The sequence below is a fragment of the Marinobacter xestospongiae genome, from assembly GCF_023156385.1.
GTDB lineage: Bacteria > Pseudomonadota > Gammaproteobacteria > Pseudomonadales > Oleiphilaceae > Marinobacter > Marinobacter xestospongiae.
This window is the reverse complement of record NZ_JAKZAK010000021.1, coordinates 93,021-108,435: the sequence shown is the minus strand read 5'-3', so window position 1 is coordinate 108,435 and position 15,415 is coordinate 93,021. Positions and strand designations below refer to the sequence as shown.

The 15,415-nt window shown below is 61.9% G+C and carries 9 protein-coding genes and 1 riboswitch; of the genes, 3 read left to right on the top strand and 6 right to left on the bottom strand.

The genetic code is table 11. The annotated features are described in order from the left end of the window. Window positions 1-104: 104 nt before the first annotated feature. Window positions 105-1,064: an integron integrase gene (locus MLD24_RS15530; RefSeq protein ID WP_248167790.1), complete on the top strand. Its 960-nt coding sequence runs from the start codon at window positions 105-107 to the stop codon at window positions 1,062-1,064. Window positions 1,065-1,078: 14 nt separating this feature from the next. Here MLD24_RS15530 and MLD24_RS15525 read toward each other — a convergent pair whose 3' ends face one another. Together MLD24_RS15525 and MLD24_RS15520 are read right to left on the bottom strand one after the other, a co-directional pair. After that, complete coding sequence (locus MLD24_RS15525) at window positions 1,079-2,140, bottom strand: ribonucleotide-diphosphate reductase subunit beta (protein ID WP_227173054.1); 1,062 nt, start codon at window positions 2,138-2,140, stop codon at window positions 1,079-1,081. A gap of 203 nt (window positions 2,141-2,343) precedes the next feature. Then, complete coding sequence (locus MLD24_RS15520) at window positions 2,344-5,100, bottom strand: ribonucleoside-diphosphate reductase subunit alpha (protein ID WP_248167787.1); 2,757 nt, start codon at window positions 5,098-5,100, stop codon at window positions 2,344-2,346. 271 nt (window positions 5,101-5,371) lie between these two features. Further along, a riboswitch (cobalamin riboswitch) is annotated at window positions 5,372-5,521 on the bottom strand. Window positions 5,522-5,693: 172 nt separating this feature from the next. Between MLD24_RS15520 and MLD24_RS15515 the strand changes: the two genes are divergently transcribed. Further along, on the top strand, window positions 5,694-6,413 hold the full coding sequence (locus MLD24_RS15515) for a DUF3047 domain-containing protein (RefSeq protein ID WP_248167785.1): 720 nt from the start codon (window positions 5,694-5,696) through the stop codon (window positions 6,411-6,413). Window positions 6,414-6,437: 24 nt separating this feature from the next. Here MLD24_RS15515 and MLD24_RS15510 read toward each other — a convergent pair whose 3' ends face one another. From MLD24_RS15510 to nhaB, 4 genes are all read right to left on the bottom strand, one after another. Further along, a complete protein-coding gene (locus MLD24_RS15510) occupies window positions 6,438-7,232 on the bottom strand; it encodes a substrate-binding periplasmic protein (protein WP_248167782.1) in 795 nt (264 codons plus the stop codon). Between the two features lie 136 nt (window positions 7,233-7,368). Further along, window positions 7,369-8,220, bottom strand: coding sequence for a universal stress protein (locus MLD24_RS15505; protein WP_248167779.1), 852 nt, complete (start codon window positions 8,218-8,220; stop codon window positions 7,369-7,371). Window positions 8,221-8,263: 43 nt separating this feature from the next. After that, a complete protein-coding gene (locus MLD24_RS15500) occupies window positions 8,264-9,751 on the bottom strand; it encodes a SulP family inorganic anion transporter (RefSeq protein ID WP_248167776.1) in 1,488 nt (495 codons plus the stop codon). An 89-nt stretch (window positions 9,752-9,840) separates the two neighbouring features. Then, window positions 9,841-11,346 carry a sodium/proton antiporter NhaB gene (nhaB, locus tag MLD24_RS15495; protein WP_248167774.1) on the bottom strand — a complete coding sequence of 502 codons (1,506 nt, stop codon included), beginning with the start codon at window positions 11,344-11,346 and terminating at the stop codon, window positions 9,841-9,843. A 313-nt stretch (window positions 11,347-11,659) separates the two neighbouring features. Here nhaB and MLD24_RS15490 point away from each other — a divergent pair, with 313 nt between their 5' ends. Further along, on the top strand, window positions 11,660-15,400 hold the full coding sequence (locus MLD24_RS15490) for a response regulator (RefSeq protein ID WP_248167771.1): 3,741 nt from the start codon (window positions 11,660-11,662) through the stop codon (window positions 15,398-15,400). Window positions 15,401-15,415 lie beyond the last annotated feature (15 nt).

The following is a 15,415-nucleotide window of genomic DNA, read 5'->3' as shown; positions in this document are numbered from 1 at the left end:
GGTTCAAGCGGGCGATACTGTTTCACTATGGCGGACTGCCTATGGCTCCTAACCCACACGGATAAGTGAAGAGCCATGAATATACAGATACTGGAGATAGCCCCATGGAAGGGAAACAACTTCGTTTGCGTGATCAGTTCCGCGACGTTATTCGCGTCAATCACTACAGCATTCGTACTGAAAAGTCCTACTGGTACTGGATTCGGTATTTCATTCGCTTCCATCAGATGAAGCACCCACTGGATATGGGCTCCAGAGAGATCAATGAATTCCTGACCTGGCTTGCTGTACATCGGCAAGTTGCAGCAGCTACCCAAGACCAGGCTTTGAACTCGCTGGTGTTCCTTTATGACAAGGTTTTGGACAGACCTTTGGGCGATATTGGTGATGTGGTTCGGTCGAAAAAGCCTCGAAAATTGCCTGTGGTCCTTACCCATGACGAAGCCATGCGCATTATTGAGAGGCTAAATCATCCTGATCACCTTATTGCCTCGTTGATGTACGGCTCCGGTCTACGGGTGACCGAAGCCTGTCGTCTCAGGATCAAAGACCTGGACTTCAATCACCAGGTAATTACAGTGCGTGACGGCAAGGGTGCGAAAGACAGGACGACGTTGCTACCGACACCGCTTGTTGTGCCGCTGCAGAACCATATTGGCGACTTGCAGAGGGCCTGGAAGCAGAAAGACGAGTTGTATCAGCACCCGGTCAGCTTGCCGTACGCTTTGGCCAGGAAATACCCTAACGCAGGTAACTCTTTGGAGTGGCAATGGCTATTTCCATCGCCTTCACTCAGTACCGACAACCTGGGTAATGTTGCCCGCCACCACCGCCACATTTCTTCCGTACAACGGGCAGTTCGTCGGGCGGTAAGTGAAGCAGGGATTGGCAAACGGGCGGGTTGCCATACCTTCAGGCACACCTTTGCCACTGAGCTGCTGAAACGTGGCAATGACATCCGTACCGTGCAGGATCTGCTCGGCCACGCGGATCTGCGCACCACCCAGATTTACACCCATGTGCTGGGCCAGGGCTTTGCAGGCGTACGCAGTCCGTTGGGTTAACGGTCAGTAAGGGCTTACCACTCCAACTGGGCCCCGGTCTGATACTCGATCACCCGGGTCTCGAAGAAGTTCTTCTCTTTGCGCATGTTGGCTTGTTCGTCGAGCCACGGCGACACGTTCTTGGCGCCGGGGAACGGTTCTTCCAGGCCGACGGTGCGGGCGCGACGGTTGGCAACGAAACGGAACTGTTCGCTGTGGTACTCGGCGGAGTAGCCGAGGATCGGGTCGCGGAGGATGTAGTCGGCGTAGGCTTTCTCGGCGGCTTCGGACTCGTCCCACATCTCCCGTACCGCCTTCGGGTCGAGGGTGATGTTCTCTTCTTCCAGGATCTGGTTCACCACTTTCAGGCCAAAGGAGAAGTGCATGGCCTCGTCCCGCAGGATGTACTGCAGCTGCTCGCCGGTGCCGCGCATCAGGCCGCGACGCTGCAGAGCAAAGATCGGGCTGAAGCCGTTGTAGAACCAGCAGCCTTCGAATACCGCGGCGAAGAACAGGTAGGACATGATGAAGTCCTGCAGGTCGTCCGGGTTGCGCAGGTTCATGTCGGACCGCATGGCGGCATCGAGGCGACGGTTGGCCACCTGGATCTTCTGGTTGATCTCCGGCACCACCCGATAGCGGTTGTAGATCTCGCTCTGGTCGAGGTTGAGGGTCTCGATGCAGTGCTGGTAGGTCCAGGTGTGCAGGGCCTCTTCGTAGACCTGGCGGGCCTGGTAGATCTGCAGTTCCGGGGCACTCATCTTCTCCATCACCGCCAGGCCGATGTTGCGCATGGCGAGGATGTCGGAGGTAGTGAGGTAGGCCAGCACGTTCTCGTAGACGTGCTTCTCCGGCGCGCTCAGGCGGTGGTGGTAGTCGTGGACGTCCTGGGCCATGTTGATGTCCAGCGGGGTCCAGTGGTTCTTGTTGGCGTTCATGAAGTACTCCCAGGCCCAGGGGTACTTGAACGGTGCCAGCTGGTTGATGTCGGTCTCGCCGTTGATCACACGCTTGTCGTCAACGTTGACCGGGCGCGGGCCGTCGGGGTTGCCGGCTTGCGGTTGCTTGGGGGTGGAGTCGTCGTCCCAATCGAGCATGGTGGTGGTCCTCAGAAGCTTGGTGTCGGCGTAGGCGATTTGGTTTTGGTGCCGGAACCGGTCTGCGAACCTTTTTCAGGATACGCCCGTGAATACGTCCCTGTAGGGCTCGACGCTGGCCGTCCATGGCCAGCGACGGTCCTGAAAAAGATTCCCAGCCCGTTCCTCAGAACTGTTCAGTTACCTCAGTGAAAACAAACGGCTTACTGACAGGCCTCACAGTCCGGGTTGTCGATGGAGCACACCTGCGGAGCCGGAGCAGCCTGCACCGGGGCGGATTTCTCGGCGCCGGTGGCGCCCAGGGAGCGCAGGTAGTAGGTGGTTTTCAGGCCGCGTTCCCAGGCCAGCTGGTACAGGGCGTCGAGCTTCTTGCCGGACGGCTCGGCCATGTACAGGTTGAGGCTCTGGGCCTGGTCCAGCCATTTCTGGCGGCGGGCGGCGGCTTCCACCAGCCAGCGGGCGTCCATCTCGAAGGCGGTGGCGTAACGGGCCTTGATCTCGGCCGGGATGCGTTCGATCTGCTGCACCGAGCCGTCGAAGTACTTGAGGTCGTTGACCATGACGTTGTCCCACAGGCCTTCGGCCTTGAGGTCGGCGACCAGGGACGGATTCACCACGGTGAACTCGCCGGACAGGTTCGATTTCACGAACAGGTTCTGGTACGCCGGCTCGATGGACTGGGACACACCGACGATGTTGGAAATGGTCGCGGTCGGCGCGATGGCCATGACGTTGGAGTTACGCATGCCGTGCTTGGCCACCAGCTCCCGCACCGGCGCCCAGTCCAGCTTCGCTTCGGTGTTAACGCTGAGGTCGCCGTCCTGGCGGGATTCCGCCAGCAGGTTGATCGAGTCAATGGGCAGAATGCCCTGATCCCACAGCGAGCCCTGGTAGGTCGGGTAGGCGCCGCGCTCGGCCGCCAGTTCGGCGGAGGCGCGGATGGCGAAGTAACTGATCTGCTCCATGGCGAGGTCGGCGAATTCCACCGCTTCCGGGCTGGAGTAGGCCAGCTTGAGCTGATACAGGGCGTCCTGGAAGCCCATCAGGCCCATGCCCACCGGACGGTGCCGCAGGTTGGATTCGCGAGCCTGGGGCACGGCGTAGAAGTTGATGTCGATGACGTTATCGAGCATCCGCACCGCGGTGTTCACGGTTTGCTCCAGACGCTGCACGTCCAGCTCGCCATCCTTGATGTGGGCGGCCAGGTTCACCGAGCCCAGGTTACAGACGGCGATTTCCTCGGCGCTGGTGTTGAGGGTGATCTCGGTACAGAGGTTGGAGGAATGCACCACGCCCTGGTGTTGCTGCGGTGAGCGCAGGTTGCAGGGGTCCTTGAAGGTGATCCACGGGTGACCGGTCTCAAACAGCACAGTGAGCATCTTGCGCCACAGCTGCTTGGCCGGGATCTTTTTGTGCAGCGGCAGTTCGCCGCGCTCGGCCATGGCCTCGTATTCCTCGTAACGGCTGCGGAAAGCGTTGCCGTAGAGGTCGTGCAGGTCCGGCACGTCGCTGGGGCTGAACAGGGTCCAGTCCTGGTCCCGGCGCATGCGCTCGATCAGCAGATCCGGCACCCAGTTGGCGGTGTTCATGTCGTGGGTGCGGCGGCGCTCGTCACCGGTGTTCTTGCGCAGTTCGAGGAATTCCTCGATATCCAGGTGCCAGCTTTCCAGGTAGGCACACACCGCGCCCTTGCGCTTGCCGCCCTGGTTCACTGCCACCGCGGTGTCGTTGACCACTTTCAGGAACGGCACCACACCCTGGCTCTTGCCGTTGGTGCCCTTGATGTGGGAACCCAGCGCCCTTACCGGCGTCCAGTCGTTGCCAAGACCACCGGCCCACTTGGACAGCAGGGCGTTGTCCTTGATGGCACCGTAGATGCCTTCCAGGTCGTCACTGACGGTGGTGAGGTAGCAGGACGACAGCTGGCTGTGCTGGGTGCCGCTGTTGAACAGGGTTGGCGTGGACGCCATGTAGTCGAAGGACGACAGCAGGTTGTAGAACTCGATGGCGCGGGCGTTGGGGTCGTCTTCCCGCAGCGCCAGGCCCATGGCCACCCGCATGAAGAACACCTGGGGCAGTTCCAGACGGTCGCCGTTCCAGTGCAGGAAGTAACGGTCGTACAGGGTCTGCAGGCCGAGGAAGCCGAACTGGTAGTCGCGCTCCGGAATCAGTGCCGCGCCCAGGCGCTCCAGGTCGAACGCCGCCAGCGCCTCGTCCAGCAGTTCGTAGCGGATGCCGGCGTGAACAAACGCGGTCAGGGCCTGGGGATAGACCGCCTTCAGGGATTCCTGCAGGGGCAGGTCGAGGGCAACGGCGGCCTCGACTCGCAGCTGTTCCAGCAGCAGGCGGGCGGTGACCTGGGAGTAGTCCGGCTCCTGCTCGATGCGACTGCGGGCGGTCATCACCAGGGCGGACAACACATCGGCCTCGGGAATGCCGTCGTACAGGCCCTTGAGAGCCTCGTCCACCACCGAGGTGGCGTCGACGCCGTCCAGGCCCTCACAGGCCTGCTCCACCTGGTACTTCATCAGCCCCAGGTCCAGCGGTGCCACCTTGCCGTTGGTCTGTTTCACGGTCAGGCTTGGGTGCGCTTCCACCGGGGCCTCGCGGCTGGCCCGCTCCTGGGCGTGGGCTTCGCGGTAGAGTACGTAGGCACGGGCCACTTTCTGCTCTTCGGCACGCATCAGCGCCAGTTCAACGTGGTCCTGGATGTCTTCGATATGGACCTTGCCGCCGGCCTTGAGACGGCGGCTGATGGCCTGAATCACCTGCTCGGTCACCCGTGCAACGCTGTCGTGGATGCGGGCAGAGCCGGCCGCCTGATCGCCTTCCACCGCCAGGAATGCCTTGGTAACGGCGACGCTGATCTTGGCGGCGTCGAAGCTGACCAGGGTTCCGTTACGTTTGATAACCTGCAGGGAATCGGTGTTGAGCTGGGGATCGGCCGTGGCGGCGGACATGCTGTGTCTCCTGAGTGCGCGTTGAAAGTCCGTGACCTTCACGTCGGCAGGAGAGCGAGAGATGGGGCGAGCAACCGTGGTGGGGACATGAGCAGGGGGACAGATCTGAAATCTGCCCCCGACGACAAAGCTTTCCCCAGACAGGCTGCGACATCGGGCAGGGGACAGAGTTCAGATCTGTTCCCCAGCGGTATGCCCCCACTTCAATTCGACTCTGCTCACCTGTGACGCGAAGGTGCAGTTACTGAGCAATAAGCTCGTTGTTCCTGGTGGTCTTCGGACTCAGGGGCAGGGTTCGTGATCGAACCGCCTTGCGGGGCGACTTCCCAACCGGTTGCGGTCAGTGTCTGGTGCCTGGCACCGTGCCTCGCTCGTTCCCCAATACCGCTGCGCGTCAGTTCCGGAGTCTCACCGGATTCCCGATACAGCGTGATCTGGCGTTGTGACTGGTGATTTCCTCACCGCTTTGGTTACGCCTTAATCACTATATCTGGTATCAAACCAAGAACAACAACACTATATACACCGATCATGACTTCAACAAGGCACTTTTCGGCAATCCACCGGTCAGTGCCCAAAACGGGGGAATCGGCATGAATCGAAACAAGGTGTTAGCGGCCCTGGCGATGATGATAAGCCTGATTTTTTGCCTGTCGGCCACGGCCGCGCCGGCGGCATTTTCCCGGCTCGATACCCTGACGCCGGAGTGGATGCCACTGACGTTCCCCAACATCGAGCACCACAGCGAATATCGGCTGGTGCGCGATTCCCAGGGCACCCAGGTGGTGGAAGCCCGCACCGATGGCGGTGCCTCCGGCCTGATCGCCCGCCTGGACCTTGACCCCGGCGAGCGGCTGCTCCTGCGCTGGCGCTGGAAGGTGAGCAACGTTTACCAGGCCGGCGACGCCCGCCGCAAAGACGGCGACGACTACCCCGCGCGGCTCTACGTGGCGTTCCGGTTCGAGGAAGAACGCGCCGGCTTCTTCGAGCGCCTCAAGCGCGGCACCGTCAGGGCGCTGTTCGGGGAGGAACTGCCGGGCAATGCCCTCAACTACATCTGGGCCAACCGGCTACCGCAGGGCCGGATGGTGGCCAACCCCTACACCGACCAGACCATGATGGTGGCGGTGACCAGCGGCTCGGAACGGGTGGGGCAGTGGGTCATGGTGGAACGGGACCTGGTGGCGGATTACCGCCAGGCCTTCGGCAAGGCGCCGCCACGGATCGTCGGTATCGGCATCATGTCGGATGCCGACAACACCGGTGACTCAGCCACCGCCTGGTACGGCGACATTGAACTGATCACACCCTAGAAGGCCAAGAGAAAAAGTAACCACTCACTCGCTAAGAGCGGGGAAGCCGGGCAACAGATAACTTTGACCCCGGGTCACCGGTGGCGGTACCTCGTTGCGCTCGGCCAGGCGTCGGTAGGCGTCGTCGAACCGGCGCCGGATGCGTTCTGCCCCCGGGCTCTGGCGGGAGAACAGCCAGGCGGTGTAGCGGGTGCGCAGCGGGTGCTCGCGCAGGCCCTCAATGTCGTAATCCGCCATCACTTCACGAATCGGAAACTGGTAATCCAACAGGTAGTGACCGCGATTGCGCTCCAGCATGTACAGCGCCGCCAGGTGATTGGGAGCGTAAGACACCCGGATGTTGTCGGATTGCTCCAGGTAATCCACCAGACCACCGTAGGTGTAGCCGGAGATGAGGATCAGGATCTGCTCGTTGAAGGTCTCGAAACGGGTGACCGGCGGCGTGTCCCGGAGCGACCAGGCCGACAGCTTGACCGGGATCGGCGTCACCGCGCTTTCCAGCACATAGCCCTGCAGTTCCGGGACTTCCGTCAGCCCAGGCCACAGGTCAATCACGCCGTTCTTGAGATAGAAATAGGTGCGGGAGATGGGCAGGTAGACGAACTCCACCTGGTAGCCGGCCTCGGCTGCCACCTTGCGGGTCAGCTCAATGAAGCTGCCCGCCGCGCGGCGGTTGCTGTTCTGGTATTCCAGCGGCGGGAACTCCACATAGCCGATGCGCAGCACCCGGTCTTCGCTCGCCAGTCCCTGGGCGGGCAGGCAGAACCATAGCAGCAGCAGGGGTAACCACCCCCAACGGCCCGTCTGCCTGTTGTCCACGCCACTGATCACCGTCCGCTCCTGCTGCTGGTACTGCCTGCGCCATTGTGAAACCGGAGGGTATCAGATCAGGCCAACAATACCCCCGACTGGGTCAAACTTCCGTGACCACGATGCGTCAAGTTTTACACTCACCTCAGCGTAACACCAACAGCGGTGTGGTAGAGGTTTTCAGCATGTTGGTGGTGGTGCTGCCCATGAACAGCTGACGAATGCGGCTGTGGCCATAGGCCCCCATCACCATCAGCTCGATGTCGTGCTCCTGCTGGTACTGGTGCAGGGCCTGTTCCACGTCGCCGGGGCGGATCGCCAGGTGGATCTCGGTCTGCAACGGTGCCAGCACCTGCTCCGCCTGCTTGAGCTGCTCCCACTGATCGTTGGTGTCAGCCCCAACCATCACCAGGTGCAGGGAAAAGCCGCGGAACAGCGGGCTCTGGGCCAGCATCTCCAGCCCCTTGCGGGTGGTCGGGCTGCCGTCAAAGGCCAGCATGGCGCTGCGGGGTTCGCGGTACTCGTCCGGCACCAGCAACACCGGCCGGTGGACCTGACGCAGCACGGTCTCCAGCTGGCTGCCGATGTGGATATCCCGATCGGTACTGCTTTCACCGTGCAGCCCCATCACCAGCAGACGGGTGCTGTCCTCGATCGCCAGCAGGGAGTCGGCCAGGTCACCGTGGCGCTGGCGTTGGTGGATATCATTGACACCGAACGCCTGCGCCCGCTGTTCCGCCGCCTGCAGCATGTGGTGGCCCTGTTCCAGCGCCAGTTTGCCCCGGCGCTGGTCCAGCTCCGCCAGCTCCTCCAGCAGATGCTCACGGGTACCCAGGCCAATGCTGCCGGCCAGGTCGGTTTCCGCCGGGTAGCGGTCCTGGTCCAGTACGTGGAACAGCGTCAGCGGCGCGTCCAGGCGCCCACTGGCCCAGGCAGCGTAGTCACACACCGCCGGCGCGGCCCGGGAACCATCGATACAGCCTACTACTTGCTTCATCGTTACCTCGCTACCTCAATCCCTGTTGTCGGTGTCGGCAGGCTCAATGGCCCATCAGCTGGTCAACGCCTTCGGGCTTGTCGTGCACCCCGAAGCGGTCAACGATGGTGGCGCTGGCCTCGTTCAGGCCAATCACCTCGACATCGGCCCCTTCACGGCGGAACTTGAGCACCACCTTGTCGAGGGCGCCGACGGCGGTGATGTCCCAGAAATGGGCCCGGCTGAGGTCTATCACAACACGATCCACCCCTTCCTTAAAGTCGAAGGAGGACAGGAATTTCTCCGACGAGCTGAAGAACACCTGGCCCACCACGGTGTAGCTGCGGCTGCGGCTGGCTTCGTCCAGGTCGGATTTGACCAGCATGAAGTGGCCCACCTTGTTGGCGAAAAACATCGCCGCCAGCAGTACGCCGGCAAACACCCCGAACGCCAGATTGTGGGTTGCCACCACCACAATCACCGTGACAATCATCACGATGTTGGTGGATATCGGGTGTTGTTTGAGGTTGCGGAAAGAATCCCAGCTGAAGGTACCGATGGACACCATGATCATCACCGCCACCAGCGCCGCCATCGGGATCTGTACCAGGATGTCATCAAGCACCACCACCATGATCAGCAGCACAATACCGGCGGTGAGGGTGGACAGCCGGGTGCGGCCACCGGACTTCACGTTGATGATCGACTGACCGATCATCGCACAGCCGGCCATGCCGCCGAGCAGGCCGGCGCCGATGTTGGCGATGCCCTGGCCGCGACACTCGCGGTTGCGGTTGCTTTCGGTGTCGGTGAGGTCGTCAACGATGGTGGCGGTCATCAACGACTCCAGCAGCCCAACCACCGCCATCGAGGCGGAGTACGGCAGCACGATCCACAGCGTCTCCAGGTTCAGCGGAACGTCCGGAAACAGGAAGATCGGCAGGGTCGACGGCAGCTCACCGAGGTCGCCGACGGTACGGATATCGAGGTTGAGGAACACCGCCACGATGGTCAGCAGGATGATGCACACCAACGGCGACGGCAGGACCTTGCCCACCACCGGTACGTACGGGAACAGGTAGATGATGCCCAGGCCAGCGGCGGTCATGGCGTAGACGTGCCAGGTGACGCCGGTCAGCTCCGGCAACTGGGCCATGAAGATCAGGATCGCCAGGGCGTTGACGAAGCCGGTCACCACCGAGCGCGAGACGAAGCGCATCAGCTCCCCCAGCCGCAGGTAGCCGGCAAGAATCTGCAGCACCCCGGTGACGATGGTGGCCGCCAGCAGATACTGCAGGCCGTGGTCTTTCACCAGGTCCACCATCAGCAGGGCCATGGCGGCGGTGGCGGCGGAGATCATGCCGGGACGGCCGCCGGCGAAGGCGATTACCACGGCGATACAGAACGATGCGTAAAGCCCCACTTTGGGGTCGACGCCGGCAATGGTGGAGAACGCAATGGCCTCGGGAATCAGGGCCAGGGCCACAACAATGCCGGAGAGCAGGTCGCCGCGAATGTTCGACAACCACTCGGTTTTGATGGTTTTCATCATGAGGAATCCGGAAAAATCAGTGTGCTAGAGACGACAATGCCCGCGCCTGGTCACGAAACAACCAGGGCGGGCAACTGGGACCGGGGATTTTAAATCATCTGGATGACACTAAACAGGCCAACCGTGCCCATCACCACCGTATACGGGAACGCCATCACCACCATGCGACCGTAGGACAGCCGCACCAGCGGCGCAATGGCGGAGGTCAGCAGGAACAGGAACGCCGCCTGGCCGTTGGGGGTGGCCACGCTGGGCAGGTTGGTGCCGGTGTTGATCGCCACCGCCAGGTTCTGGAAGTGCTCGGTGGTGATGGTGCCGGCATCCAGCGCCTGCTTGACCTCGCTGATGTACACCGTGGCCACAAAGACGTTGTCACTGATCATCGACAGCACGCCGTTGGCAACAAAGAACCAGGCCGGCTGGCTGCTTTCCGGCAGGCTCAGCACCAAATCGATGATCGGCTTGAACAGGTGCTGCTCGTGGATCACCGCCACGATGGCGAAGAACACCACCAGCAGCGAGGTGAATGGCAGCGACTCCTGGAACGCCTTGCCGATCTGATGTTCATCGGTGACCCCGGTAAAGGCGGTGATCAGGATAATCACCAGCAGCCCGATCAGTCCCACCTCGGCCAGGTGGAAGGCCAGCCCGATCACCAGCACCACCGCCGCCAGCGCCTGCACCCACAGGGCCGCCTGGTCTGCCTTGGTGCGCTTGGAACGCTCGTTGTCGGCGAATTCCTCCAGCACCTGGCGTACCGGCTTGGGCAGGCGGGTGCCATAGCCGAACCAGCGCAGCTTCTCCAGCAGCCAGCAGGTGATCAGCCCCGCCACCAACACCGGCAGGCTCACCGGTGCCATGCTCTGGAAGAACTCGACAAAGTCCCAGCCCACCACCTTGGCAATCAGCAGGTTCTGGGGCTCGCCGACCATGGTGGCCACGCCGCCAAGGGCGGTACCGATGGCGCCGTGCATCAGCAGGCTGCGCAGGAAGGCGCGGAAGTTTTCCAGGTCTTCCCGGTGCAGCTCGATCACACCGTCGTCACTGAGGGCGTTGTGGTCCTTGTGGTGGTAGCCCTTGCCGGACGCCACCTTGTGGTAGACCGAGTAGAACCCCACCGCCACCGAGATGATCACCGCGGTGACCGTCAGCGCATCGAGGAAGGCCGACAACAGTGCCGCAGCACAACAGAACAGCAGCGACAGCGCCGACTTGGAGCGTACCCCCACCAGGATCTGGGTGAACGTCACCAGCAGCAGGTCTTTCATGAAGTAGATGCCCGCCACCATGAACATCAGCAGCAGGATCACCGGAAAGTTGGTGAGCACCTCGTGGTACACCGCCTCCGGCGTGGTCATGCCGATCAGCAGGGATTCCACCGCCAGCAGGCCTCCGGGCAGCAGCGGATAGCACTTCAACGCCATGGCGAGGGTGAAGATGAACTCGCCGACCAACACCCAGCCGGCAACACCGGGACCGAAGGTCCAGACGATCAGGGGATTGGCGATCAGAAACAGAATGATCACCTGTTTGTACCAGGTGGGCGCATTGCCCAGGAAGTTGGCGGCAAAACCGCCGATAACGGTGGATGGCATGATCAATTCACTTGAACAACTGACGAAGGGCGTGGGCATGGTAGCAGATCCCCTGGCCACTTTCTGGCCAGTTGGCTATAAATCAGTACAAAAGAACGACGCTGTTGTCGGTTCGGACGCGTCCGGAACGCCAGGCCAAAGGTCGTAGTTCATCCACCGGGTCCCCGGCTCACGGTGACCCATCGGCAGGACGTTGCAGCCAGTCCCGGGGCGATGGTCGGCGGCGTTCGGGCGCTGGAAAATTCGCCAGAATCGACCATGCTGAGAAGACCGTGGCAATTTCGCTCGTCAGCGATGCAAGGAGTGCAGAATCGTGACAGCCCTATCAGAGATGGACCGTAATGCCCGCCAGCAGTTGCTGATGCTGTGCGTTCCGCTGGCCGGCCTGATCCTTCTGCTGACCTGGCTGACCTACCACCAGGGTCACCAACACGCTCACCTGGTAACGGATGCCACCGCCAACCGCACCCTGACCGAGCTGCGCACCCAGCTCAAGGATGCCCTGGCAATTCCGATCCGCGATCTCTCCGGCATCGCCCAGACCCCGCTGGCCCGCTCGGCACTGGAGGCACCGACCCTGGCTGAGCAGAAAACCCTGTTCGCCCAGGCGCTGTATCCGCTGATTTACCAGAATCCAAACTACTTTCAGGTCCGTTGGGTACAGGATAGCGGCCGCGAAGGCGTACGCATTGATATCGGTCAGGGGGAGGAAACCGTCCTCCGCACCCCCGAGGATCAACTCCAGGACAAAAGCCAGCGTGACTATCACCGCGCCGCGATGAAGCTGGCGCCCTTCGAGCTTTACGTCTCGGAGCTCGATCTCAATCGCGAGCAGGGTCGGCTGGAGCGGCCATTGCGACCGGTGCTGCGGGTTGCCCTGCGACTGCCGGGCCACCAGGGCCGGGATAACGGCTACCTGATCATCAATGTGGAGGCCAACAACCTGCTGGCCAGCGTCGCTGAGCTTGGCCAGCTCAACGGTTTCGAAGTGATGGTCACCAGCACCCAGGGCGACTGGATACTGCACCCGGACCCCAGCGTCACCTGGGCCTCGTTCCGTAACCACGACAACACCGTCGCCCAGACCAACCCGGCGCTGTGGCAGGCACTGACGGCAGGCACCGACAGCGATCTGGAGCTGGATTCCGGTCACTGGTATCTGAGCCACATCACCCCCGATGCCCGGGGTCGCAAGGGCACCACGGTACGACAGGCGCCCACCCTGTCTCTGTTACTACGGGAATCCGTCGACATACTGGCCGGCTACCACCAGAACGCCCTGCAGCAGGCCGCCCTTGTGTTCATCATCCTGCTGGCGCTGTTCTCACTGCTGTCAGTCTTGTTCTACCGCCGCCTGCAGCAGGCCACCCAACTCCGCAACCGCCTTACCCAAAAGGCGGAAGAGCTAACCGACAGCAACCAGTTCATCACCGCCCTCACCAACGCCCTGCCCGGCCTGGTGGCATTCTGGGACACCAGCGAACGCTGCGAGTACGCCAATGGTACCCACCGCAAGTGGCTCGACCTGGACCCGGAGACCATGAAGGGCATGACCCTGCACGGGGTGCTTGGCGGCGAAACCTACCGCAAATGCCAGCCCCAGGTGGATGCAGTTCTGCAGGGGGATAAACAGGCGGTGGAGCTGGTACTGGCCACCCGCCAGGGCTCCCGCACGGTGCTGCTTAACCTGCTGCCGCTGTTCAATCCGGTGGGCCTGTGCAAGGGCTTTATCTCCCTGGTGACCGACATATCCGAGACTGCCCAGGCGCGGGAAACCCTCAGCGCCCTGAATACCGCCCTCAAACACCGTACCGAAAGCGCCGAGAACGCCGCCCGGGTCAAGAGCGCCTTCCTGGCCAACATGAGTCACGAAATCCGCACCCCAATGAACGCCATCCTAGGGCTGCTGACGGTGTTAGCAGATTCCGGCCTCAATACTCGGCAGCAGGACTACGTCAACAAGATCTCCGGCGCCGGTAACGCCCTGCTACAGGTGCTGAACGACATCCTCGACCTGTCCAAGCTGGAAGCCGGCAAACTCAACGTGGTGGAGGAGCCGTTTTCCATCGAGCAGGTGATCCGCAAATCGGTGCAACTGTTCGAGCTGGGCTTCTCCAAGAAGGGGCTGGAACTGCTGGTGTGGATTGACCCGGCCCTGCCCCGCACCGTGATTGGTGACGACCACCGGCTGGGCCAGGTGCTCAACAATCTGCTCGGCAATGCCCTGAAATTCACCGAGAGTGGCACCGTGGAACTGGCGGTGCGCCTGGAAAAACCGGGCAACCAGGTCAACCATGTCCGCTTTTCGGTGAGGGACACCGGCATTGGCATTCCACCGGGAAAACAGGCCGATCTTTTTGAGGCCTTTGACCAGGCCGACACCTCCACCACCCGCAAGTACGGTGGTTCCGGCCTGGGGCTGGCGATATGCAAGAGCCTGGTGCGGTTAATGGGGGGGGATATCTCGGTGGCCAGCAAGCCGGACGAGGGCAGTGAGTTCCATTTCACCCTGCCAATGCAGGTGGAAACCACCGAACCGGCCTGGCAGAACCACCAGCTGCGGGTACGGCGGGTGCTGCTGGTGGAAGACAACGACGCCACCGCCCAGTTGATGTTGTCCTACCTCAATACCTGGTCGGTGCATTGCGATCACGCCCGTACCGCGGAGGATGGTCTGGCCCGCTACCTGCGCGCACTGGATACCCATGAACAGTACGACACCCTGCTGGTGGACTGGATACTACCTGGTAAGGACGGAGTCTGGCTCTACAACAGCCTGCAGGAGTACGCCCGCACCACCGGCTCCAACATCCACCCGATGGTGATCATGGTTACTGCCCATAAACAGGAAGACCTGCTGCAGGCACTGGAGCGAGAGGTCCGCCAGGATGACGACCACCCCTCGGTTCTGACCAAACCCGTGACACCGTCTGCGCTGTTCAACAGCCTCAATGGCGTGCACACTTTTGGCCGCAGCGACCACAACGACAGCCGCCCCGGTATCGTGGTGCCCGACCTGGGCACCCTGCAGTCGCTGGTAGCCGGCAGCCGCATCCTGCTGGTGGAGGACAACGAGCTGAACCAGGAAGTGGCGCTGTCCATGCTCGCCAAGCTGGGGCTCTCCGCGGACACCGCTGGCAACGGCATCGAGGCGCTGGAGTACCTTGAACACCAGCACTACGACCTGGTGCTGATGGACCTCCACATGCCGGACATGGACGGCTATGAAGCCACCCGCAAGATCCGCGAGCAGTACGCCTACTACGACCTGCCGGTGGTGGCGATGACCGCCGCGGTGTTCGAGGAAGACGTCAAACAGGCCAAGGCGGCCGGCATGAATGACCACATCGGCAAGCCGCTGGATTTCCAGGTGGTGACCTCGGTGCTGTGCCATTGGCTCAACCGCGACGGCCAGACCGCGGTGACCCCGATGCTGCCGGATATCGATCCGGATACCCGCATTGGTCTGCCCGGTGCCCTGCAGTTCAGTGAGCAGGAAATCCTTACCCGCTTCCAGGGCGACCAGGAGCTGGTATTGCGGCTGCTGCAGAGCTTTGTGCGGCAGTACCGGTCCGGCTGTCCACAGCTGCCGGCCGAGGGTGAGGACCGCAAGCCCCTGCACCAGTTCCTTCACACCCTCAAGGGGTCCGCTGCCACCCTTGGACTGTACGAACTCTCTCAGTTGGCCGAATCCGCCGAGAAACAGTTCAAAGAGGGCGAGCAGGTTGAGCTAGACTCACTGAGGCAGGCGCTGGAGCAGGCAGTCACCGAAATCGCCGACTGGCTCGCAGAGCAGGAGCCACCAACCAAGGCCAATTCGAAAGAGGATGGCCAAGCGGCCGAAACCGGCGCGATCCAGCAGGAGCTGCAGGCGATCCAGGAAACCATTGCCCGCTCCCGGCTGCCGTCCCAGGAGGACATTGACCGACTGCGCAACTACGTCAATCACCCGGACCTCGGTGAGCGCTTCCGCACCCTGCTGATGGAGCTGGACGAATTCCGCTACCAGTCGGCGATGGTGACGCTGTCGGAAATCGAACGTCAAATCGTGTGAACTTTCGCCAACTGG